At 64.7% G+C, this 20,223-nt stretch carries 22 protein-coding genes; 14 read left to right on the top strand and 8 right to left on the bottom strand.

Features of this window, described 5'->3' with window-relative positions; translation table 11 throughout:
- The first annotated feature begins 17 nt into the window (after window positions 1-17).
- From queD to I6F16_RS26460, 4 genes are all read left to right on the top strand, one after another.
- On the top strand, window positions 18-374 hold the full coding sequence (gene queD / locus I6F16_RS26475) for a 6-carboxytetrahydropterin synthase QueD (RefSeq protein WP_109145451.1): 357 nt from the start codon (window positions 18-20) through the stop codon (window positions 372-374).
- A gap of 237 nt (window positions 375-611) precedes the next feature.
- Window positions 612-2,477, top strand: a complete 1,866-nt coding sequence (locus I6F16_RS26470) for a tetratricopeptide repeat protein (protein ID WP_225126995.1) — start codon at window positions 612-614, stop codon at window positions 2,475-2,477.
- Window positions 2,478-2,536: 59 nt separating this feature from the next.
- Window positions 2,537-3,439 (top strand): hypothetical protein, encoded by a 903-nt coding sequence (locus I6F16_RS26465; RefSeq protein ID WP_225174144.1) that lies wholly within the window; start codon window positions 2,537-2,539, stop codon window positions 3,437-3,439.
- Window positions 3,440-3,540: 101 nt separating this feature from the next.
- The gene (locus I6F16_RS26460) at window positions 3,541-4,182 is read left to right on the top strand and encodes a hypothetical protein (RefSeq protein ID WP_225174143.1); all 642 of its coding nucleotides are present in this window, start codon (window positions 3,541-3,543) and stop codon (window positions 4,180-4,182) included.
- 91 nt (window positions 4,183-4,273) lie between these two features.
- On the opposite strand, the gene I6F16_RS26455 is transcribed toward I6F16_RS26460, so the two are convergent.
- Window positions 4,274-5,065, bottom strand: coding sequence for a phytanoyl-CoA dioxygenase family protein (locus I6F16_RS26455; protein ID WP_225174142.1), 792 nt, complete (start codon window positions 5,063-5,065; stop codon window positions 4,274-4,276).
- A gap of 184 nt (window positions 5,066-5,249) precedes the next feature.
- Window positions 5,250-5,576 (bottom strand): hypothetical protein, encoded by a 327-nt coding sequence (locus I6F16_RS26450; RefSeq protein ID WP_036014049.1) that lies wholly within the window; start codon window positions 5,574-5,576, stop codon window positions 5,250-5,252.
- Between I6F16_RS26450 and I6F16_RS26445 the strand changes: the two genes are divergently transcribed.
- The 3 genes from I6F16_RS26445 to I6F16_RS26435 all read left to right on the top strand — a co-directional run bounded on the left by I6F16_RS26445 (window position 5,575) and on the right by I6F16_RS26435 (window position 7,576).
- Window positions 5,575-5,739: a hypothetical protein gene (locus I6F16_RS26445; protein ID WP_225174141.1), complete on the top strand. Its 165-nt coding sequence runs from the start codon at window positions 5,575-5,577 to the stop codon at window positions 5,737-5,739. The genes I6F16_RS26450 and I6F16_RS26445 overlap by 2 nt on opposite strands.
- Window positions 5,740-5,851: 112 nt before the next feature.
- Window positions 5,852-6,517, top strand: a complete 666-nt coding sequence (locus I6F16_RS26440; RefSeq protein WP_036014038.1) for a class I SAM-dependent methyltransferase — start codon at window positions 5,852-5,854, stop codon at window positions 6,515-6,517.
- Between the two features lie 15 nt (window positions 6,518-6,532).
- On the top strand, window positions 6,533-7,576 hold the full coding sequence (locus I6F16_RS26435) for a zinc-binding dehydrogenase (RefSeq protein ID WP_225174140.1): 1,044 nt from the start codon (window positions 6,533-6,535) through the stop codon (window positions 7,574-7,576).
- 46 nt (window positions 7,577-7,622) lie between these two features.
- On the opposite strand, the gene I6F16_RS26430 is transcribed toward I6F16_RS26435, so the two are convergent.
- The gene (locus I6F16_RS26430; protein ID WP_225174139.1) at window positions 7,623-8,492 is read right to left on the bottom strand and encodes a LysR family transcriptional regulator; all 870 of its coding nucleotides are present in this window, start codon (window positions 8,490-8,492) and stop codon (window positions 7,623-7,625) included.
- A gap of 92 nt (window positions 8,493-8,584) precedes the next feature.
- Here I6F16_RS26430 and I6F16_RS26425 point away from each other — a divergent pair, with 92 nt between their 5' ends.
- From I6F16_RS26425 to I6F16_RS26395, 7 genes are all read left to right on the top strand, one after another.
- On the top strand, window positions 8,585-9,895 hold the full coding sequence (locus I6F16_RS26425) for an aspartate aminotransferase family protein (protein WP_050995977.1): 1,311 nt from the start codon (window positions 8,585-8,587) through the stop codon (window positions 9,893-9,895).
- A gap of 20 nt (window positions 9,896-9,915) precedes the next feature.
- Window positions 9,916-11,526: a gamma-glutamyltransferase gene (locus tag I6F16_RS26420; protein WP_225174138.1), complete on the top strand. Its 1,611-nt coding sequence runs from the start codon at window positions 9,916-9,918 to the stop codon at window positions 11,524-11,526.
- 200 nt (window positions 11,527-11,726) lie between these two features.
- Entirely contained in the window at window positions 11,727-13,886 is a 2,160-nt protein-coding gene (locus I6F16_RS26415) for a GumC family protein (protein ID WP_225174137.1), read from the top strand.
- A 2-nt stretch (window positions 13,887-13,888) separates the two neighbouring features.
- A complete protein-coding gene (locus tag I6F16_RS26410) occupies window positions 13,889-15,052 on the top strand; it encodes a cellulase family glycosylhydrolase (protein WP_225150870.1) in 1,164 nt (387 codons plus the stop codon).
- Window positions 15,053-15,108: 56 nt separating this feature from the next.
- Entirely contained in the window at window positions 15,109-16,668 is a 1,560-nt protein-coding gene (locus I6F16_RS26405; RefSeq protein ID WP_225114322.1) for a hypothetical protein, read from the top strand.
- Window positions 16,669-16,773: 105 nt separating this feature from the next.
- Window positions 16,774-16,992, top strand: coding sequence for a hypothetical protein (locus I6F16_RS26400; RefSeq protein ID WP_036026528.1), 219 nt, complete (start codon window positions 16,774-16,776; stop codon window positions 16,990-16,992).
- A gap of 10 nt (window positions 16,993-17,002) precedes the next feature.
- The gene (locus I6F16_RS26395; protein WP_225114321.1) at window positions 17,003-17,461 is read left to right on the top strand and encodes a hypothetical protein; all 459 of its coding nucleotides are present in this window, start codon (window positions 17,003-17,005) and stop codon (window positions 17,459-17,461) included.
- An 87-nt stretch (window positions 17,462-17,548) separates the two neighbouring features.
- Here I6F16_RS26395 and I6F16_RS26390 read toward each other — a convergent pair whose 3' ends face one another.
- From I6F16_RS26390 to I6F16_RS26370, 5 genes are all read right to left on the bottom strand, one after another.
- Window positions 17,549-17,977: a hypothetical protein gene (locus I6F16_RS26390; protein WP_225174136.1), complete on the bottom strand. Its 429-nt coding sequence runs from the start codon at window positions 17,975-17,977 to the stop codon at window positions 17,549-17,551.
- 20 nt (window positions 17,978-17,997) lie between these two features.
- A complete protein-coding gene (locus I6F16_RS26385; RefSeq protein ID WP_074448055.1) occupies window positions 17,998-18,351 on the bottom strand; it encodes a hypothetical protein in 354 nt (117 codons plus the stop codon).
- Window positions 18,352-18,410: 59 nt separating this feature from the next.
- Window positions 18,411-18,911 carry a hypothetical protein gene (locus I6F16_RS26380; protein ID WP_057027814.1) on the bottom strand — a complete coding sequence of 167 codons (501 nt, stop codon included), beginning with the start codon at window positions 18,909-18,911 and terminating at the stop codon, window positions 18,411-18,413.
- 206 nt (window positions 18,912-19,117) lie between these two features.
- Complete coding sequence (locus I6F16_RS26375; protein ID WP_225114319.1) at window positions 19,118-19,510, bottom strand: hypothetical protein; 393 nt, start codon at window positions 19,508-19,510, stop codon at window positions 19,118-19,120.
- Window positions 19,511-19,582: 72 nt separating this feature from the next.
- Entirely contained in the window at window positions 19,583-19,927 is a 345-nt protein-coding gene (locus tag I6F16_RS26370) for a DUF1236 domain-containing protein (RefSeq protein ID WP_225114318.1), read from the bottom strand.
- Window positions 19,928-20,223 lie beyond the last annotated feature (296 nt).

Below are 20,223 nucleotides of genomic sequence, written 5' to 3'. Positions count from 1 at the left end.
GCCGTGTGGGGAGCTGGATGAGGATATCGCAGGCGTTCAAGTTCGAGGCGGCGCATCGGCTGCCAAACGTGCCCGAGACTCACAGGTGCAGCCGGCTGCATGGTCATTCCTATCGGGTCGAGGTCCAGCTGGATGGGCCGGTCGACCCGCACACCGGCTTCGTCGCTGATTTCTTCGATATCGAGAAAAGCTTCGCCGGCATCATGGCGGCGCTGGACCACCAGTGCCTGAACGAGGTCGACGGCCTCGCGAATCCGACCGCCGAGAATATCGCGGTCTGGATCTGGGACCGCTTGAAGCCCAGCCTGCCGCAGCTGTGGGCGGTCCGCGTCTATGAAACGGCGGATTGCTGGGCCGAATATCAGGGGCGGTGACGACGGCCCGCTGACCCAGCGCCGGCCTCACCGTCGCCATATGGGAACCCGCAGGGAAACTCTGGATCAGCCGTATGAGCGGAGTGGTGCTGCTTGCGCGCCGCCGGACGGGTCTCATTACTCACGAATATATGAGCTGTGTTGATAACCGCATGCGGGTTGGAAGGTTTAATTTCAAGCTGGCGTAGAATGTCCGCAATGCCAGTTGTGCCTGGCCCCTGTACAGGGAAACTGTTGATGGAACGCAAGCTCGCCGCGATCATGGCCGCCGACATCGTCAGCTACAGCCTGATGATGGCCGAAAACGAGGCCTCCACCTATAAAGAGCTGCGCACGGTCTTCGACAATCTGATCGAGCCCACAGTCGCGCAGCATGGTGGACGCATCTTCAAGAAGACCGGGGACGGGTTTCTGGCGATGTTTCCCAGCGTCAACGAAGCCGTTGATGCGGGCTCTGCCATCCAGCAAGGGTTCGACAACGCCCCGTTTGAGCTGCGCATAGGCATCAACCTCGGTGATGTCATCGAGGACAATGGCGACATGTACGGCGACGGCGTTAATGTCGCCACACGGCTCGAGACGATGGCCGATCCCGGCAGCATCTTTGTTAGCGGCGCTGTCGTCATGGCCGCAGACCGCAATCGCGGCGATGTGTTCGCGCGTGTGGGCCGCAGGCGCGCCAAAAACATTCCCGACCGTCTTAACGTCTACCGGGTCCGACGCGCGCAATCCTCGTGGTCTCGCTGGCGAAAAGTCCCGCGCGTTCTACGCGGTACCGCTGCGCGCTGGTCGTATGGCGTCGCCGCCGTAGCCCTTGTCCTCATCGGCACCCAAATCCAACCGCTTTCCCTGGCGGCGATGGTCAGCCGGCTCCCGGCCGCGCTATCTTTCGACCAGACCCGCGCCGACCCGCGCCCGTCAGTTGCGGTCATGCCCTTTGCGACCATGGGCGGGGACCAGTCGTACTTTGCAGACGGGCTGACCGAGGATGTGACCACGGCGCTCGCAAGGAATTCCGAGCTTCAGATCATCGCGCGCGACTCCACCTATGCCGTGCGCGGGCAGGAAAGCGATATGCGCAAGCTCGGGGCAAAGCTGGGCGTTTCCTACGTGGTGGAAGGCAGCGCGCGCCGCGAGGGGGACCGGCTTCGCGTCTCGGCGCAGCTGATCGACGTGAAATCGGGCGCGCACCTTTGGTCGCGCAGCTTCGACAGGCAGGTTGCCGACGTCTTCACCGTACAAAGCGAGCTGACCACGGAAATCGTCGCCCAGCTCGCGCCGTATATCGGCCGAAGTGAAGCCATCGCTGCCGCGCAACGGCCGACCGACAACCTCCAGGCTTACGATTTTCTCTTGCGGGCCCGTCATCGATACCGGCATGGCGTCCAGGATGCGGAAGCACTCATGGAGGCACGCGGCCTCTATCAGCGCGCGCTGGAAATGGACCCGGCCTATGCCGCCGCTCGTGCGGGCTTGGCGCTCACTTACATCGCAGATGTGGCCAAGAGGTCGAGTGGTCGGGCGACAGCGCATGAGCTGGAACTAGGTCTTAGCGAAGCGCGCCAGGCTGTGCGCCTCGATCCCAATCTCTCGCTCGGCTATCAGGTGATCAGCTTCGGGCTGGCGGTGCAGGGCGATTATGCGGGCGGCTTGCAGGCCGCCAAGCGCGCTGTCGAACTGAATCCCAATGACCCGGATAGCATGATGGCATTGGCAAAAGCACAAGTCCGTTTCGGGGACTACGCGGACGCCGTTGCCAATGCCGAGCGGGCGCGTCGCCTTCATCCCATGGCACCGGAATATTACGCCTATGTGCATGGCCAGGCTCTTTACGCCGCTGATCGTCGCGATGAGTCGGCTACCGTGATCTCCGAATGCCTTGTAAGGGCGCCGCGCGATGCCAACTGCCTGCTCATCCAGGCTGCGCTGCAAGGGCGGCGCGGTGATATAGAAGCGGCGCAGCTGACGATGGCAAGCTTGGTAGGGGCCCAACCGACATTTTCGTTGGAGGCAGAGCGCTCTTATCGCCGGTTTGGCAACAAGCCGCTGATGGAGCAGTTCCTGAAGGACCTGACGGTGGCGAAGGCACCGGGGGCTGCGTAATAGGATTTTTGTTCACTTTCATCTCGTCGGGCGCACCGTTTCGATAGTAAGTTCGTCCGATGCGCACGATCGATCATCTATTCTCCCGCTTCGTTTTATTCCTTGCCATCGCAGCCGCCCCGGTGCTTCCCGCGCGCGCGGCCGAAACCTGCCCGTTCATCAGCGCCCAGGAGCTCGCCCGGGCGATGCCGGCGCTGAAATGGTCGCTGATTTCGAACCAGGACGGCCGCGGCTGCATCTACCAGGCCGGGCGCGGCGACACGATGATGCTCTCCGTGTTCCGCAATCCCGACAAGGACCGCGCCAGGGAATTGTACGCGACCTTCGTCAAGACGCTTGGCGAACGCATGCCGCTGAGCGCAGTGTCCGGAATCGGCGACGAGGGCCAGGGTGGAACGAGCGCGGCGGGCGCGGAACGCCAGGAGGCCTCGGTCGTCGCCCTGTCCGGCGATTACATCCTGCAGATCAGCGTCTATCCGATCGGCCGGCGTACCGATGATGCGCTGCTCGCGCCGATCACTGAGGCCGCGCGCGTTGCCGTCGGCAATGTGAGCAGGAGCAGCGAGCGGTTCGGCAATTGCGAGTGGCTCACCGCCGCCGATGCCGACGGCTTTCTCGACAACGGCACGCTGACGGTGCAGCGGACCGGGGCAGGCAGCTGCATGATGTTCGATCGTGAGGCCAACACCATGACCGTCGCGGTGATCACGACCTCGCGCGATACCGCCATCGGCATGATGAAGCGTGCAGGGCCATGCACGCACGTGGCGATCCCCGAGCTCGGCCGCGAAGCCTTCGGCGAGCATTCCTGCACCAAGGGCAACGGCAACGCCGTCCACATCCATGTCTGGAAGAACGGCCGCCAAGCCTCGATCCTGTTCGCCCCGGTCAAGCCGCATCCGCAGTCCGGCTCGGTCGAGCGCCTGAAGGCGGTTGCCACGCGGGTGTATGGGAAACTGTGACGACGGTGGTCGGGGTCACACTTGCGCCGCGCAATTCTGGATTGCGTTTGCCGTTGGTGCAGCTATCGTCCCACACCCCACGGTCTGCTGGAAAGCCCTTGATGTCTAAGCGTCGCACATGGTCCGCAGCCAGTGACTTGATTTGTGTCGCTGCCGCGCTGCTGCTATCGGCCCTCACCGCCGATGCCCAGGAGGCACAGTGGTCTCCGTTGTGGGATGCCTTGACGAAGCGGTCCGACGCAAAGGTGGTCGACGGCGTCAATGACAAGGGCAAGGCGACGCGACGTATAGATCTCTCCTCGGGGGTGTCCTTCTTTTTGGAGCGCGATGGCGACCGGATCATGAGTACCGGGTTCGACAATAGCGGACGCGGAGCCGTGCAATGCAGTTGGGAGATTTATGTCGGGGTTCGAGCCTACACCGAAGCTTGCCAGCCGGGCGAAGATCAAGCCTTTGAAGCCGATCTGGACGATGCGATAGCTCGCATGAACCAGTTCATCGTTGAGAACAGCATCGTTCCCGTGACCAAATCGGAGCTTCAGGATGCCATTCGGCAACGTAAGCAGCACGTCGGGGACGTGGTACGCGGGCAATCCGACGACGATCGCCGCAAGCTGTGCGAAGCCAACCCTATTCGTCCCATGAGCATTGCATTGCGGTCCGCTTCGCACGACTTGCGAGTTTCAACTTTGAACACGCTCTTGTCCGTCAAGCGACCACCGGTGAAGAATCCGTGCCTTTGAGCGTGCCGCTGCCGGCGTGATGCGGTTTCGCAAAACGATGCAAGACGACAGCAACATCCGGGACCGCCCAGCGGCCCCGGATGCCATCCGCCTACACCGTCAGCCCGCAAGCCCGCCGGATCGCGATCTGAATCGGCGAAGGTGGCAGCGCCGGATCGAATTCGCGCTTCGGCAGCAGCGGAGGCTGTGCCATGAAGCGTGGCTCTTTCCCGCGGTGGGGTTGCGCGGCATGAACCAGGAACGGGTGGCACAGATAGACGGTGCCTGGCTTGCCGGTCGCAAGTTCAACCTCGCAATCCCTGCTCGACGCCCAGTCGCCGGCAGCAAGTTGCCGGAGCGTTGTGCCCGCCTCGCCATGGCGCAGTAGCTCCCGCGCGATGGCCGCATGCGAGCCTTTCCGGATTCGCGTGGGCGCATCATCGTTTCCGACGTCCGAGAACAGGAAGAGCATCAGCAGCGCACGGCCGCTGCTCTTCACATTGGCACGCCATTCCATGAAGTCGGCATGGGCTGTGCCAAAGCTCATGTCCACATGCCAGCCATCGTCGCCTGGCGATTGCGATGACGGGAAGCGGATCGGAAAGGTTCCGAGGCCCTTGGGCGCAAGCCAGCGCCCTTCGCCGGCGAGCTGATCATAGGCCTTGTGCAGACGCGGCGTGTTCGCGGCTTCAATGAAGGGGGGCGTCGCTTTGGCGCCGACCCGGACAACGGGCTGGGTCCAATGTTCGGGCTCGTCCGGCGACAGGCCGATATCCGCCCACAGCTCGTCCCTGCATTGCTTGGCAAGGTCGGTGCTGAAGGCATTCTCGAGTTTGACGAAACCGTCGTCGATGAAGGTCTGGACCTGACGGGGCGTCAGGCCAACCTGTTCGGTCTTGGGCATTGCACATCTCTCCGTTCGGCTACCGCAGCGCGCGTAGCCGTTTGATCTGAGTGGCGCAGGAGCGCCGGAACGACGTTCGGCCGTTCAGATCAGCGGGAAGAATGTGGAGATGAACATCATGGCGGGAACGTATAGCGCGGCGGAGCGGGGAATCAAGACACGGACAAGCGGATGAGCGAGGCCTTCACCGCAGGCCCTGCTCGTCGATCAGGATGCGGTGGATCTCGATGCGCTCCGGCAGCTCGATCAGAAACTCCGCGTCGCGCGCGAGATGATGGACCTTGGTCGGCTCGCCCTTGGTGAAAGCCGTCATGGCTGCGATGTCCGCCCAATAGGAAATGGTGGTGAACCACGTCTCCTCGTCGCGGTCCTCGCGCAGTTGCTGCACACCGAGCGCGGTCTTTCGCAGCGGCGGGATGCCCTCGGCTTGCAGATAGGCCTGGTAGGCGTCGGCGAGGTCGCGGCGGGTACGGCCGCGCCAGACGCGGGCGATGGTCGGCTTGGTCGGCATGGCAGGATTCTCCTCGCTGCCGAACGCCGTGCGGCGCATCTCGTTCCAGCGTCGCCATGTCACGGCCGCCGGCAGCCGCGGCTGGAACCTGGCGCTTGGTCGGCACTGGCGATTCATCGGCCGGATCTTGACCGGCGCCGCGGCAGCATTTCCACATCATTGATCTGAAACAATGATGGTCTTCGCGACAAATGCTAGGGCGAGTCGCAGGTCACGTGCGAGGCTCCCCAGGCCGGTCAAGACAATCTCCGCGCGTGATGAAATCCGAGGGCTCAATGGGACGACTGCTGAATATCGTAACGCCGCTGCACACTGCGACCAAGCGCGACTACATGGGCCGCATGAACGACGACAAGATCGGCTGCTCGCTGAAGGCGCGGGAGTACGAGGCCGATTACTGGGATGGCGATCGCCGTTTCGGTTATGGCGGCTACCGCTTCATCGAGGGGCGCTGGGCCCCGGTCGCCAAGGCGCTGATCGAGACCTATGGCCTGAAGGACGGGTCGAGCGTGCTCGACGTCGGCTGCGGCAAGGGTTTTCTGTTGTACGAGATGCAGAAGATCCTGCCGGGCCTGAAGGTCACCGGCTTCGACATCTCCAAGCATGGTCTTGCCAATGCGCACGAGCAGGTGAAGCCGTATCTGTTCAATTATCGCGCCCAGGACGTCTATCCCTATGGCGACGACAGCTTCGACCTCGTCATCTCGCTCGGCACCCTGCACAATCTCAGGCTCTACGAGCTCGAGGCCGCGCTCAAGGAGATCGAGCGGGTCGGCAAGAACAAATACGTCATGGTCGAGGGCTACCGGAACGTCACCGAGCTGCACAACCTCGAATGCTGGGCGCTAACGGCAGAATCCATCCTGCACACCTCGGAATGGATCTGGCTCTACGGCAAGCTCGGCTACACCGGCGACTACGAATTCATCTATTTCGAGTGACCGGGCGCGCGATCCATGGACATCAAGACCGCGAAGGCCGCGATACTCGTCGAATCCGGCAAGCCGCTGATCGTCGACGAGTTCAATCTGCCCGACAGGCTCGAGCATGGTCAGGTGCTCGCCCATGTGCACACGTCGAGCATTTGCGGCGCACAGATCAACGAGATCGACGCCGTCAAGGGCGTCGACAAGTTCCTGCCGCACCTGTTGGGGCACGAGGCGCTGGCGACCATCGTCGAAACCGGACCCGGCGTCGTCTCCTGCAAGCAGGGCGATACCGTCGTCATGCATTGGCGGCCGGGCAAGGGCATCCAGTCCAACACGCCGGTCTATTCCTGGCGCGGCAAGCGCCTCAATGCGGGCTGGGTCACCACCTTCAACGAATATGCCGTGGTGTCGGAAAATCGCGTCACGCCCGTTCCTGATACGATCGACCGCACCAGTGCGCCGCTGCTCGGCTGCGCGGTGACGACCGCGCTCGGCGTCGTCAACAACGATGCGCAGATCGCCATCGGCGAAGCCGTCGTCGTATTCGGCGTCGGCGGCGTCGGATTGAACATCGTGCAATTCGCCGCGATGGTCGGCGCCTGGCCGGTCATTGCGATCGATCGCCTCGACAACAAGCTGGCCATGGCGAAGGATTTCGGCGCCACCCACATCATCAATTCCGAGACGGTGAAGGATGTGGCCGCCGAGGTCCGGTGCATCACGGGGTCCGACGGACCCGACAAGGTCGTCGAGACCACCGGCGTCAAGAACCTGATCGAGCTCGCCTACGAGATCACGGCCAAGAAAGGCCGCTGCATCCTCGTCGGCGTGCCCCGCGAGAAGGCCGAGATCTATACCCTGCCGTTGCACTTCGAGAAGGTGCTGAAGGGCTCGGAAGGCGGGCAATGCCAGCCCGCGCGGGATATCCCGCGCCTGGTGCGACTCAGCGACGCCGGCAAGGTGAGCTACCGCGGCATCGTGACCCACCAATTCGCGCTCGACGACATCAACGCCGCCCTGGATCTGATGCGCAGCGGCACATCGGGACGGATCCTCCTGAACATCAGCTGAGCGCTATGCTCGCCGCGCACGCGCGAACATCGAGCGCAATAGGTCACTAATCGATCTCCGCCTTGGTCTTCAGTCCGGGCAACACGGTGCGGACGTGCTCGGCCAGCGTCGTCGCCAGTAGCGAGGGCCTCGCCTCCGAGAATTCGAGCGCGATGCCGATGGTTGGAAGCAGGGGCAGTCCGGCCGAGACGACATGAAGATCGAACGGAACGGCGGTTCGTGTCAGGACGCTGATCGCATGACCGGACCGCGCGATCGCGATCAGGCCGGCGAGGCTGTTGCTCGCGTAGGCGACCCTGTAGCGCCGATTGACCGCGTCCATCGCGGCGCAGGCGGCGCGGTAGTCCAGGCTCATCGGCGCCGCCAGCGCCAGCGGCAGCACATCCTGCGTCAGTATTTTCGGTTCGGCCTCGTTCGCGACCCAGACGAAGCGCTCCTCTCGGATCACCTCGCGCGCTCCGGCATCGGACAGCGAGACCAGCGCCATCTCGATCTGGCGCCGCGCCAGCATCGGGCGCAGCTCGGAGGTCGGTGCGCAGACCATGCGCAGCTCGACATTGGGATGCAGCGCGCAGAACCCCTTCAGCAGCGCCGGCAGGAAAGCGATCGAATAGTCCTCCGGGCAGCCCAGGCTCAGCGTCCCCTTGAGACTCTCGCCGCTCATGTCGGCGAGAATCTCGTCGTGCTGCGCCAGCAGCGTCTCGGCGTGGGCGAGCAGTTTCTCGCCGGCCGCGGTCAGCCTCATGCCGGATCCGCTGCGGTGAAACAGCGGCTGCGTGATCGTCTGTTCCAGCCGTTGCATCTGCATGCTGAGCGCGGACTGTGTCCGGCCAATTTGCAAGGCCGCCAGGCTGATCGAGCCGGTGCGGGCCACGAGGACGAAATTCCTCAGGAGGGTGAGATCCAGCGTCGGCATCAGGAAGATTGATATCCAGATTGAATTATATCAATTAGCCTGAAGCCAGATTCTTGACTAGAGGTCAGACGTCCCAAGCGCAGGTGGCTGTCATGACCTTGAATGCCGATCCCGATTTCTGGGCGTCCGCCAACACGCATCTGACCCGCTACGGGCCGAGTTTCGAACCCGTCATCATCGAGCGTGCGGCCGGCAGTTTCGTCTACGACGCCGACGGACGCGCCATCCTCGACTTCACCTCGGGTCAGATGAGCGCCGTGCTGGGGCACACGCATCCCGACATCGTCGCCACGGTCGCACGGCAAATGGGTGCGGTCGCTCATCTCTTCAGCGGCATGCTCTCGCGTCCGGTGGTGACGTTGGCCGAGCGTCTCGCTGCGCTTGCGCCCGGTCTCGACCGCGTGCAGCTGCTGACGACAGGCGCGGAAGCCAATGAAGCGGCGATCCGGATGGCCAAGCTCGTCACCGGCAGGCACGAAATCGTCGCCTTCGCGCAAAGCTGGCACGGCATGACCGGCGCGGCGGCGTCGGCGACCTACAGCGCGGGCCGGCGCGGTTATGGGCCGGCCGCGGTCGGATCGTTCGTCATTCCCGCGCCGAACGCCTATCGGCCGCGCTTCAGGAACGTCGACGGCAGCAACGACTGGCAGACCGAGCTCGACGATGCGTTCGCACTGATCGACAGCCAGTCGACCGGTAGTCTGGCGGCCTTCATCGCCGAGCCGATCCTCTCCAGCGGCGGCATTCTGGAACTGCCGCTCGGCTATCTCGCGGCCTTGAAGCAAAAATGCGAGCAGCGCGGCATGCTGCTGATCCTCGACGAAGCTCAGACCGGCATCGGCCGCACCGGGCACATGTTTGCCTTCGAGCGTGACGGCGTGGTGCCTGATATTCTCACGCTGTCGAAGACGCTCGGCGCCGGTCTGCCGCTCGCCGCGGTCATGACGACAAAGGCCATCGAGCAGACCGCGTTCGAGCGCGGCTTCCTGTTCTACACCACGCATGTCTCCGATCCCTTGCCCGCCGCGATCGGCGTCACGGTGCTCGACGTTGTCGCGCGCGACGGGTTGGTGGCGCAGGCAACCGCCAGGGGCAACAGGCTCCGGGATGGATTGCTGTCGCTGCAGCAAAAGTTCGAATGCGTCGGTGACGTCAGGGGCCGCGGGCTTCTGCTTGGTCTTGAAATCGTCGTCGACCGGCAGTCCAAGACGCCGGGGTTTGAACTCGGCGCGCGGATCATGGAGGAGACCATGCGTCGCGGTCTCAGCATGAACATCGTCAAGTTGCCCAGCATGGGCGGCGTATTCCGCATCGCGCCGCCGCTCACGGTGTCCGAGGCCGAAATCGATCGCGGTCTCGAGATCATGTCGGAGGCGATCCAGGCTGCTGCGACGACGCACTGATCGGGGAAGGCCTTTTCCGGATGCAACTCGCCAGGACATATGGGCGTCCGACGCTGTTCTCGCGGCACGGCATGGTCGCCGCCGCGCATCCGCTCGCGGCACAGGCCGGTGCACGAATCCTGATGCAGGGCGGCAATGCGTTCGATGCGGCCGTCGCCACGGCGGCCGCCCTCAACGTGGTCGAGCCGTTCATGTCGGGGCTTGCCGGGTTTGGACTGGCCACGATCTGGGTGGCGATCGAGCAGCGCATTCGCGTGCTCGACTTCGCGCCGCCGATGCCCGCAAGCTTCCCGGTCGGCAGATACACCAGCAGATTCGAGCTCGAGCGCGGTCCGCAGGCGGCCTCGACGCCCGGCAATCTCGCGGGCTGGTGCGAGCTGCTCTCGCGCTATGGACGCAAATCGCTTCCCGACGTCTTTGCGCCGGCGATCACGCTGGCGCGCGACGGCTTTGCGCTCTCGGACTTCGGTGTTGATGAGATCAACGAGCAGGTGCCGCTGCTCGAACCCTGGCCGGAGCTGCACGCCGCACTGGTTAGGAACTATCTCCCGGATGGAATGCCGGTGAAGCTCGGCAGCATCGTCGCGCAGCCTGATCTTGCGCGGACTCTTGCCGAGATCGCCGAATTGGGGCCCGAGCATCTGTATGGCGGCAAGCTCGGCCGGCGGATCGTGGACTATCTCGCCACGCTCGGCGGCAGCCTGACGCTGGACGATGTCATCGCCGTCGAGCCGCATTGGTTCGATCCCCTGACCGTGTCCTATCGGGGGCTCGAGCTTCACGTCCCGGCGCAGCAATGCGGCGGCTTCCAGTTCGCCCTGACCCTCAAGATCCTTGAAGGCTTTGACCTCGGGCGTCTGCCGAAGGATGGCGCCGATCATCTCGATACGGTCTATCGCGCGATCCGTCTCGCCGCCGGCGAGCGCATCGCCCATGGCAATCTGGGACCGGATCAAGCCGCTGCAGCAATGTCCGACGCGACGATCGCGCGGCTTCGCCAGCGTGTGAGCGACGGCCGGCCGATCACGGGCCCGACAGAGCAATGGATGCCGCAGGATCGTGCCGATCCCGGCCACACCACCTCGTTCTCGATCGCCGACGCCGAAGGCAATCTGGTCTGCATCACGCAAAGTCTCGGCAGCCCGTTCGGCAGCGGCGTCGTGGTGCCGGGGACCGGCGTTTGCCTCAACAATCATCTGCATTGGGCCGACGTGCAGCCGGGAAGCCCGAACCTCGCCAAGCCGGGCGATGCGTTGCCGGTGACGATGGCACCGTCGATTGCGACGCGCGGCAGCCGTCCGGTGCTGGCGCTGGGGACGCCCGGCAGCTACGGCATCCCGCAAACCCAGGCCCAGGCTTATGTGCAGCACATCGAGTTCGGCCTTCCGCTGCAGCAGGCGATCGAGGCGCCGCGTTCACGGCTGTGGGACGGCCGCTTCATTCAGGCAGAGAACCGCATCGCGCCGGAGACCATCGCCGAACTGAAGCGCCGCGGCCACGAGATCGAGATTTTGGACACCGAATGGACCATGCTCTGCGGCGGCATGCAGGCCGTCGCGCTCGATCCGGTAACCGGCGTGATGACGGGTGCCGCCGATCCCCGGCGTGACGGGTATGTCATCGCCTTGTGAGCGGTCGCACATCGAGGCGAACGCAGGCAGGCGCCGCCGATGCGCGCCGCGCCTGAATGGCTGGCCGCGTCGCGTTAACGAATCGTTCACCGCCCAAGATCATCCCAGCCCAGCCGAGCCGTAACCGGCGGTTAACCATGGATATTTACGGTGTAGCAAGCCTCTGAGCTATGACTGTCAGTTGATTTCGAGTCCAACCCATGGCGTTCGGTAGCCGCGCATCTCCGCGAAGCATCGCCCCGACGGAGCAAGCGGCTTCGTGGGAAGCGCCGCGCGCTGCGAAGGCGAAGCCTGACGGCGCCTCGCCGGGACTGACCAAGGGATCGCTGACCGTCTCCGGGACGCTGTCCTTTCTGCGCGAGAACGGCCGGCGCATTCTGACGCTGGCGCTGGCGCTGTTCGCCCTCGGCGTCGTCGCCCTGATGGTGCTTCCGGTCCGCTATGCCGCGACGGCCTTGGTCGTGCTCGATCCGCGCGAGCTGCGCGTGACCTCGGAGCAGGACGTGCTTCCCGGCATCGGCCAGGATGCAGCGGCACTGCAGAGCCAGATCGAGATCGCCAAATCCGACGGCTTCCTCCGCCCCCTGATCGAGCAGCTCAAGATCGCGGACGACGAGGACATCGCGGGCGGTTATACCGACATGACGCGCCTGCTCGAAAGATTCCGCAACCGCCTCGAGATCACCCGGCGCGGGCTGACCTACGTCATCGCGATTTCCTTCACCTCCAACCGGCCGGATCGCGCCGCCTACTACGCCAATGCCATCGCCGAGGCCTTCGTCGCCAGCCAGGGCCGCGTCCGCACCGAGGCGACGGACGAGGCGGCCGGCTGGCTCCAGGACCGGCTGAAAACGCTGAGCGAGCGCCTGCGCGCGTCGGAAGACGCCGTCGCCGCCTTCCGGCTCGAGCACAACATCGTCAATGCCGGCAAGGAATCCACCACGCAGCAATTGCGGGTGACCGATCTGACCCAGCAGGTCTCCGCCGCCCGCGCCCGCACCGAGGAGGCCAAGGCGCGCTACGAGCAGGTGCAGCGCGACGTCAAGGCCAATGTCGAAGGGCCGGTGAAGCAGGATCTCCTCAGCATGCTGCGCGCGCAGCGCTCGGCGCTGAACGACCAGATCGCGCAGAAGAAGGCGGTTTATGGCGACCGCCATCCCGACCTTGCGATCTCCTACAGCCAGCTGGCGGATATCAACCGGCAGATCGAGATCGAGCGGAAGAAGAACATCGATACGGCCAAGTCCGAATATGAGGCCCAGCTGGAGCAGCAGAACGCGCTGGAAAAGCAGCTCAAGGCGGTCGAGACCAAGATGCTGCGCGACGGCCAGGCGCTGGTGAAGCTGCAGGAGCTGCAGCGCGACGCCGATGCCAACCGCAACATCTACGAGCAGTTCCTGTCGCGGTTCAAGACCACCAATGAGCAGCGTCAGCTGCAGGCGTCCCAGACCAAGATCGCATCGGTTGCCATTCCGCCGTTGCGCTCGACGCGTCCGCCGCTCGCCTTGCTGCTCGCGGCGCTGGCGATCGGCTCGCTGCTGACGTCGACCGCCGCCGTTGCGGTGACGACCAGCCTGTCCGCCGACAAGCCCGAATCCGTTGAGGCGCCTGTCTCACGTGAAGCGGAGGAGACGCCCAACCGGCAAGTTTCCCCTCCTGCCGCCGCCGCGCGCCCAGCCGAGGCGATGCCCCGCCTTCCTGTCTGGGCTCGCATCCCCGAGCTGGCGCCAGGCGCCGGGATCAACGGAGGCGGGATCAACACGGTCTGGCAAAGACCGGTCAGCGCGTCGGCCGAGCTCGATCTCGGTCCTCACCTACGGCCGCTGCTCGAACGCATCGACCGCGTGCCGGTGCGCGGCTGCAAGGTCGCGCTGGTCTTGTCGGTCGGCAAGAGTGCCGGCGGCAACACCGTGGCGCGCGCCCTCAATCGCGCCGCCGTGAATCGCGGCATGATGAGCGTGCTGATCCGGCTCCAGCCGGAATTTGCAGGCACCCAGCCGCCGGTGACCGAATGGCAGGACGGCTCGACCACGGCGGGACTTCAGTCGATCGACGAGCTGCTCAGTGCCGGGCGGAAGCCCGATGCGCGGCCCGAGGACGATATCCGCTCGGAGTTCGACCTGATCGTGGTCCACGCCGGCAATCTCGCCTTGCAGCCCGACGCCATTGCGCTCGCCGCGCATGCGGACCTGATCGTCCTGGTAGCGCGCGCCGGCGAGCTTGGTTCGTCGGCGATGCGCAGGGTGACCGCGGCGCTGGCAAGATACGCGGCGGTGCCGACCGGCCTCGTCGTCAATCACGTGCCCGCTGATTCAATGGTGGCTCAGCCCGACGGTGGCGCTTTGGGCCTTGCGGTGTGACGATGACAGCCTTGCGCTGCCGTCTGCTGGCTGCGGCGATGCTGTTGTCGATCTCGTTCGGCCGTCCGGTATTCGCCGAGGATTGCGTGCCACTGCCGTCGACGGTTTCGCCCGGGCGGCTGGCCGCCCTCTCGCGCGGCTTCAACGCCGACGGTTGGATCAACGGTGCGCCACCGAGCCGCGCGCTGCTGCAGCAGCTGCGCAAGGCGGGCATGAGCCATGTCCGCCTGCCGGTGCCGGCGGAACGCGTGATGCCGCGCTTTGCCGCAAAGGACGAGCGCGAGGCGACGCTGCGCGTGCTAGACGGCGCGTTGAAGCAGCTGACCTCGCTCGGCTATTCCAGCTCCGTCGACCTTCATCCGGGCGAGCGCTTCAATCGCCTGCACAAGGATGATCCGGATGCAGCGATGGGCGAGATGCAGGAGGCCTGGCGCGCGCTTGCTGGGGTCATTCGGTCATATCCAGCCGATCTAGTCTTCGCCGAGTTGCTCAACGAACCCGATATCGAAGCGGACCGATGGCAAAAGGAGGTCGAGGCGCTCGCCGCCTTCGTTCGCCGGTTGCTGCCCGCCACCACGCTCATCGTCGGCCCGGTCAACTGGCAGCGCGCGGACTCGCTGCCGCGGTTTCGTCCGCTGGCGGACCCTGACGTCGTCTATGCCATCCATTTCTACGATCCGATGGTGTTCACCCATCAGGGTCACTGGGACGCGCGCGATCCGCTGCACGACATCATGGATCTGCCTTATCCGATCAATGCCGGCGATCCCAAGGTTCAGGCGCTTCGGCAGGATTTGCAGGACAGGGCCGCCGTCAAGGCGCTCGCCATGCTCGATACCGCGATTGCCGCCGCCAGGGACAAGCCGGGGGCCGATCGCTGGCTCGCGCCCGCGCTCGCATGGCAGCAGCAATTTTCGCGGCCGATCGTCGTCAATGAGTTCGGCGTGTTGAAAGCCGGCGCGCCCAGGCAGAGCCGGTTGCGCTGGCTGGCGGAGGTCACAGCCTATGCCCGCGCGCATTGCTGGGGCTGGGCGCATTGGGAATTGGCGCAAGGCTTTGGCCTTGTCGATGCCGCGACCGGCAAGCCCGATCCCGACGTGATGGAAGCGCTGCTCGGCGCGCCCGTCCGGCCTGAAGGGGCTCGCGCCACGCGCCGTGATCGTTAACGGATCCTTACCCCTCGCGCGGCTATCGTGTCCGGCGCGATGGCAAAGGACGATTGATGAGCGCCGGGTACTCACCGCAAGGCCAGAGCGTGCAGGCCGCGCCGTCGCCTCCGGCCTGGCGCGAGCTGGCCGCGACCTTCTGCATCGCCATCGCGACGATCAGCTCTGCGCCGGTTCTGCATCTCGCCAATCCCGCGCTGGCCATCATCATCGAGGTCCTGATCGGTATCGCCATCGTCGTTGCGGTCCCGACCTGGGCCCCGGCGGTCGCGATCTTCGTCCTGTTCTTCCAGAACCTGTTCGTCTCCATCCTGTCGCCGCTGGTCCCGCTCCCCTCCGATCTCGACTTCATCAAGGGCTACAATTTCCTGATTTGCTCCGTGATGTGGCTGGCGACGTTTGCGCTCTACGTGCTGGGCCAGAGGAGCCAGTCGAGGGAAATCAATCAGATCATGCGCTGGGGCGTCGTCACCCTCGCCGTCGTCTCGCTCTATTTCGCGATCGGCTTCGTCCAGGACGGACAGCCGGCGGCGGTCTATTTGCGCAACATCGTTCTGCCGCTGTTTCTGTTTCAGCTGTCGCTCCTGACCGCGGCAACCTTTGAGGTGCGCATCACGCCGTTCCTGGTCGCGCTAGCGGTCATCCTCATGCTGTGCGGCTATGTCGAGCTCGTCTTGCGCGATGTCTGGCTGGCCGTCACCAACGGCCATACGTTCTGGGGCTTCGACGAGCTCAAGGCGACCCATTCCGGCGTCTGGGAAACCCAGATGCGGCAGACCGGCAACGTGCCCGTCACACTCAAGGATCGTTTCAGCTTCGATTTCCTGAACACGCCCTTGCTCGAAGGCTTCGGCCTGTCGAAGATGCTGCGCATTCACGGCCCGAACATGCACCCGATCAGCTTCGCCTACGGGATCGGCTTTCTCGCCCTGTTCCTGTTCTCGGTCGGACGCCCGCTGCTCGCCCTGGCAGCCCTGCCGCTGCTGGTCTTCTGCAGCGTGAAGGGAGCGCTCATCACCGTCATCTTCGTGGCTGCGGGCTGGATCGGGACGCGCCTCATCGGTGCCGTAGCGACATTGTTGCTGGGGTTCGCCGGCATGATCGCCTTTGCGATCCTGGCGATCCGCATCGGCCTGCAGATCGGCGACTATCACGTCATCGGCCTGATGGGCGGCCTCGACGGATTCGTGCAGAGACCTTACGGCCGGGGCCTCGGCATCGGCGGCAATTTGTCGGATAGCTATTTTTCGATCGATTGGAGCGCCGCGCAGGCGGCCGGCACGATCGACGGCGCGGTCGAAAGCGCGATCGGCGTCCTCTTGTACCAGATGGGCATTGCGGCCTTCGTGCCGCTGGCCTTCTATTTCGCGATGGCGCTCAAGGCCTGGCGCCTGTACGCGTCGTCGGGATATCTGACGCAGGGCCTCGCCGGCTTCGGAATCCTGGTCGTTCTGCTCAACGGATTATTTCAGGAAGAGGCCCTGTTCGCGCCGCTCGCGCTGGGCCTGATGCTCTCGCTCGCCGGTCTCGTCATCGGCAGCCATGCGAGGGTGCAGAGCGTTGCAAACGAGCATGCCGAGCCCGCTCGGCTCACCGGCTACCAGCCGGCTGCGTGAGCTGCCGACCTGCCGACGGTCCCAGTACTCGGGACCGTGCCCATCCAGGAACTTCCGGTTTTTCCCGGCGTTGAACACGACCCGCACAAGCGGCCGACGCACGCGATGAAGAATTTTTCCAACGCCGAATTTTCTCCCGAGGTGATCGAGATCATGACGACCGCGCTGGAAGCTGCGGTTGCGACCCTGCCGGATCCCGTGCATTCCTCGCATGTCAACGCGCTCGCCGAATCCATCCTGCGCACCGCCGGCGCTGGCGAGCGGGACGTCTCCAACCTGCAAAGGATGGCCTTGATGGAGCTGCAACTGGCGCCGCGCAAATGACGAGGCGGACATGAAGACATTGCTTGCCGCAATCATCGCGCTCTGTGCGACATCCTCGATCGCCTCGGCAAGCGGCTGGAGGACTTACCGTATCCCGGAATCCGGAACGTCGGTCGACATTCCCGCCGCGATCTTCACCGAACCGGCCGGCAAGCCTGACGGATATGGGCAGCATTTCCGCAGCTCCGACGGCAATGCCGACTTCACCGTTCAGGCCGTCGAGAACCGGCAAGGTCTGTCGCCGGCCGAATTCCTCGCCAGCAAGAATCCGCCGACGGGGATCATCTACAAACGGATCAGCTCGAACTTCTTCGTGGTCTCGAGCATCAAGCGCGACAAGATCTGGTACAACCGCTGCAATTTCGCGCGCGGCTACGTGCACTGCGTTCTGATCAACTACCCGGCCGCCCAGAAGCGGCGATGGGATGCCGTCGTCACCCGGATCAGCCACAGCCTGCGTGGTGGCTGAGCCGGCTCGCAAGACGGAAAGTCGCAAACGGAAAAGCTGCCCGGGCCAAGCCGGGCAGCAGGTGGTGAGGAATAGAGCCGCGCGATGCTAGCGGGCCGTCGTCGTCGTCCTCGACATTGTCGGCTTCGAGCCCGGCACATGCGACATCGTCTTGGTGGTCGAGCCGACCTGCTCGCCGGCCTTGACCTTGGTGCGGGTGTGCGAGCGGCTGAACGTGCCGCCATCATGGGCTTGCGCGCGGGCGTTGGAGTTCAGTACCGGACCGTTGCCCTTGTTCATGCTGACGCCGGTCTTGGTCTTGCCGTCGACGGTAGCGGCGCTTCCGCCGGCCGCGATCGAAGAGCCGGTGCGGCCCGTCGCCGAGGTGGACGTTCCGCCGGTGCCGACGGTGGAGGCGGAGGTGCCGCCTGCTGCAGCCGAGCCGCCGCTGCCGCCGGTGATGCTGGTCTGCGCCAGCGATGGTGAAGTGGCGGCAAGCAGAAGCGCGACCGCCGAGGTCGTAACGAGCGCTCTCATGATTCAATCCTTTCTGTACCCTAAGGCGACGAGGTCGAGATTGTGCAGCCGTTGACGGTGATGGTGCTGGCGCTGGTGGAGCCGGGCCCACCCGCCGTCGACGAGGAGCTCGAGACGTGGCCGCCGCCCGCTTGCACATTGACCGACGATCCGCCGGCAGAGCTCGAGCTCGACAGCGAGCCGCTCGATGCGGTCGAGCCCGTCGTGCCTGAACCCGATGCGCCCGCGGCCGTGATGCTGCCGTCCGCATGCTTCACCACCGTCACCTTGCACGTCTCGCCCGACGCCGTCTTGCCGGTCTTTTCCATGGTAGCCGCCTGAGCTGCGCTAAACGTCAGTGCCAACGCTGCGATCGCAATGATTGATCTGTTCATGCGAGTTCTCCTCCAACAAAGACGAAGGAGCGGCATCGCTGCCGCTCCTGGTCAAGGCACTAGTTCTTGTCCTTCTTCCACTCGTCCTTGTTATGGCCCTTGCCCTTTTCGAGGCCCATGTCGCTGGCGTGGCTACCGGACTTGCCGTCGCCCATGCCGGGCGATTTCGACGAACCGGACTGGCCAACGGTCGAGCCGCCCGCAGCCGAGCCGCCAGTGCCGACGCTGGATGAGCTCTTGCCATCGCCCGCCGATGAACCACCGGTGCCGAGTGTCGAGGCCGAGCCGCTGCCCGAGCCACTGCCGGCCGCCGATCCGCCGGTGCCGACGGTCGAAGAGCTGGTGCCGCCGCCGGCCGACGAGCCGCCGGTGCCGAGCGTCGAAGCAGAGCCTGACCCGCTGCCGCCAGCCGAAGAGCCACCGGTGCCCACCGTCGAAGAGCTGGTGCCGCCGCCGGCCGATGAACCGCCGGTGCCGACCGTCGAGCTCGATTGCGCAACGGCGAGCGCCGTGCCGGCCAGCAGCGCGGCCGCAGCCGCAGAGAGCTTCAGGATCCTCATGTGCATTTCCTCCAGGTTTCCAAAAATCAAATCGCCAATCAGGCCCGGGATAAATTGGCAATCGCGGAAACGTTCCTTGTGTCGGACACGTTGACGCTTCGATTCAGCCTGAGACAGTTCCGCGACGCGAAGCGCACAGCTTTTATTCATTCAGCGTTCATCTGGTGCTGCGGCCATGGAGTCGCGTTCGCTACGATCGCCGGCTCTCAGAATGCTCCGGCCGTCACCTGACGCGTGGAGAGGCGAGAGGAAGCCGCGCGGCCATTCCGATTCGAATGCAGACCGGCTGCGCGCGCCGTGTCGCGCCGAGATGCCGCGACGTCCGGCGTTCGCGTTTCAAGCATCGTCAATGCGCCGCTCGTACCGCGATCAGGCGCGTCGGCGGCGAGCAGGGGAGTGGAGACGGTGGCGGCGATCCGAGTGGATGTGTCGAAGATGATTTTGTCAGGCAGCGCCCGTGCGGAGTGGATGCGAACGGTGGCCCGAGCGGCCTCCGGGCCGGCAGCACGCTCCGCGGGCTGCGGCAGAGAGCGATCCAGCAACAAGAGCAGCGCCACCGCGAAAATGCTTGCAAATACGACGTATCGGACGATCGGCATCAGGCGCTACCGCAAACGAGCTGTCGAAAGAATGCACGGGCGGGCCGCCGCGACGACCCGCCGTGCGGCGGTTTAGTCGATCTCCTGGACGACCATGCGGCTGCCGGGATCGACCAACATCACGCGGTTGCCCGAATAGACGTAGCGGTACTTGGTGAGCGAGGGACCCCAGTCACTCGGCACGGCTGCGAGCTCGACGTCGCTCGGCACGGGCGAACCGACGACCATCTTTTCGCGCGTTTCGACCGGACGGATCTTGCGCTCGGTGACGTAGGACCGGATCTTGGTGCGGGACTCCGGTTCGATCTGCACGGCCGCGCCGTGCCCGGCCCCGGTCGTCGTGGTGACGGTGGTTTGCGCCATCGCGCCCGTCGACACGAGCAGAGCGGCGGCCGAAATCAACATGAGCTTCTTCATTGCGTTCTCCCTCGCCGCTGCATGCGGCGCTGCAATGAACTCGCCATCGGCTGCGCCGTTCCGGGGAAACCCGGAACGTTTGCCGTTTTTTCCCGTTCTCTCCCGGGAGGATTCAACTGGAGGAGAGGAAATTGCCTGTGTTCATTCTTTGGGCAGTGCCCGCGATCATCGTGCTGGGCGGCGGCATCTATCTCATCGGCTACCTGCACTGAATGTGAAGGTTCCGGTTTCAGCACAAAGGAAGAAACCGGACCCCACATCCGCTCGCGCGCGTCGAGGCCGGTGCTCCGGCCGCG

The sequence above is a fragment of the Bradyrhizobium sp. IC4060 genome, assembly GCF_020193715.1.
GTDB lineage: Bacteria > Pseudomonadota > Alphaproteobacteria > Rhizobiales > Xanthobacteraceae > Bradyrhizobium > Bradyrhizobium yuanmingense.
The sequence above is the reverse complement of the archived record's forward strand: the minus strand, read 5'-3'. Positions and strand labels throughout refer to the sequence as shown.

Coding starts and splice junctions, on each gene's coding strand:
- queD (WP_109145451.1), top strand. CDS start 18: ATGAGGATATCGCAGGCGTTCAAGTTCGAGGCGGCGCATCGGCTGCCA.
- I6F16_RS26470 (WP_225126995.1), top strand. CDS start 612: ATGGAACGCAAGCTCGCCGCGATCATGGCCGCCGACATCGTCAGCTAC.
- I6F16_RS26465 (WP_225174144.1), top strand. CDS start 2,537: ATGCGCACGATCGATCATCTATTCTCCCGCTTCGTTTTATTCCTTGCC.
- I6F16_RS26460 (WP_225174143.1), top strand. CDS start 3,541: ATGTCTAAGCGTCGCACATGGTCCGCAGCCAGTGACTTGATTTGTGTC.
- I6F16_RS26455 (WP_225174142.1), bottom strand. CDS start 5,065: ATGCCCAAGACCGAACAGGTTGGCCTGACGCCCCGTCAGGTCCAGACC.
- I6F16_RS26445 (WP_225174141.1), top strand. CDS start 5,575: ATGGCAGGATTCTCCTCGCTGCCGAACGCCGTGCGGCGCATCTCGTTC.
- I6F16_RS26450 (WP_036014049.1), bottom strand. CDS start 5,576: ATGCCGACCAAGCCGACCATCGCCCGCGTCTGGCGCGGCCGTACCCGC.
- I6F16_RS26440 (WP_036014038.1), top strand. CDS start 5,852: ATGGGACGACTGCTGAATATCGTAACGCCGCTGCACACTGCGACCAAG.
- I6F16_RS26435 (WP_225174140.1), top strand. CDS start 6,533: ATGGACATCAAGACCGCGAAGGCCGCGATACTCGTCGAATCCGGCAAG.
- I6F16_RS26430 (WP_225174139.1), bottom strand. CDS start 8,492: ATGCCGACGCTGGATCTCACCCTCCTGAGGAATTTCGTCCTCGTGGCC.
- I6F16_RS26425 (WP_050995977.1), top strand. CDS start 8,585: ATGACCTTGAATGCCGATCCCGATTTCTGGGCGTCCGCCAACACGCAT.
- I6F16_RS26420 (WP_225174138.1), top strand. CDS start 9,916: ATGCAACTCGCCAGGACATATGGGCGTCCGACGCTGTTCTCGCGGCAC.
- I6F16_RS26415 (WP_225174137.1), top strand. CDS start 11,727: ATGGCGTTCGGTAGCCGCGCATCTCCGCGAAGCATCGCCCCGACGGAG.
- I6F16_RS26410 (WP_225150870.1), top strand. CDS start 13,889: ATGACAGCCTTGCGCTGCCGTCTGCTGGCTGCGGCGATGCTGTTGTCG.
- I6F16_RS26405 (WP_225114322.1), top strand. CDS start 15,109: ATGAGCGCCGGGTACTCACCGCAAGGCCAGAGCGTGCAGGCCGCGCCG.
- I6F16_RS26400 (WP_036026528.1), top strand. CDS start 16,774: ATGAAGAATTTTTCCAACGCCGAATTTTCTCCCGAGGTGATCGAGATC.
- I6F16_RS26395 (WP_225114321.1), top strand. CDS start 17,003: ATGAAGACATTGCTTGCCGCAATCATCGCGCTCTGTGCGACATCCTCG.
- I6F16_RS26390 (WP_225174136.1), bottom strand. CDS start 17,977: ATGAGAGCGCTCGTTACGACCTCGGCGGTCGCGCTTCTGCTTGCCGCC.
- I6F16_RS26385 (WP_074448055.1), bottom strand. CDS start 18,351: ATGAACAGATCAATCATTGCGATCGCAGCGTTGGCACTGACGTTTAGC.
- I6F16_RS26380 (WP_057027814.1), bottom strand. CDS start 18,911: ATGAGGATCCTGAAGCTCTCTGCGGCTGCGGCCGCGCTGCTGGCCGGC.
- I6F16_RS26375 (WP_225114319.1), bottom strand. CDS start 19,510: ATGCCGATCGTCCGATACGTCGTATTTGCAAGCATTTTCGCGGTGGCG.
- I6F16_RS26370 (WP_225114318.1), bottom strand. CDS start 19,927: ATGAAGAAGCTCATGTTGATTTCGGCCGCCGCTCTGCTCGTGTCGACG.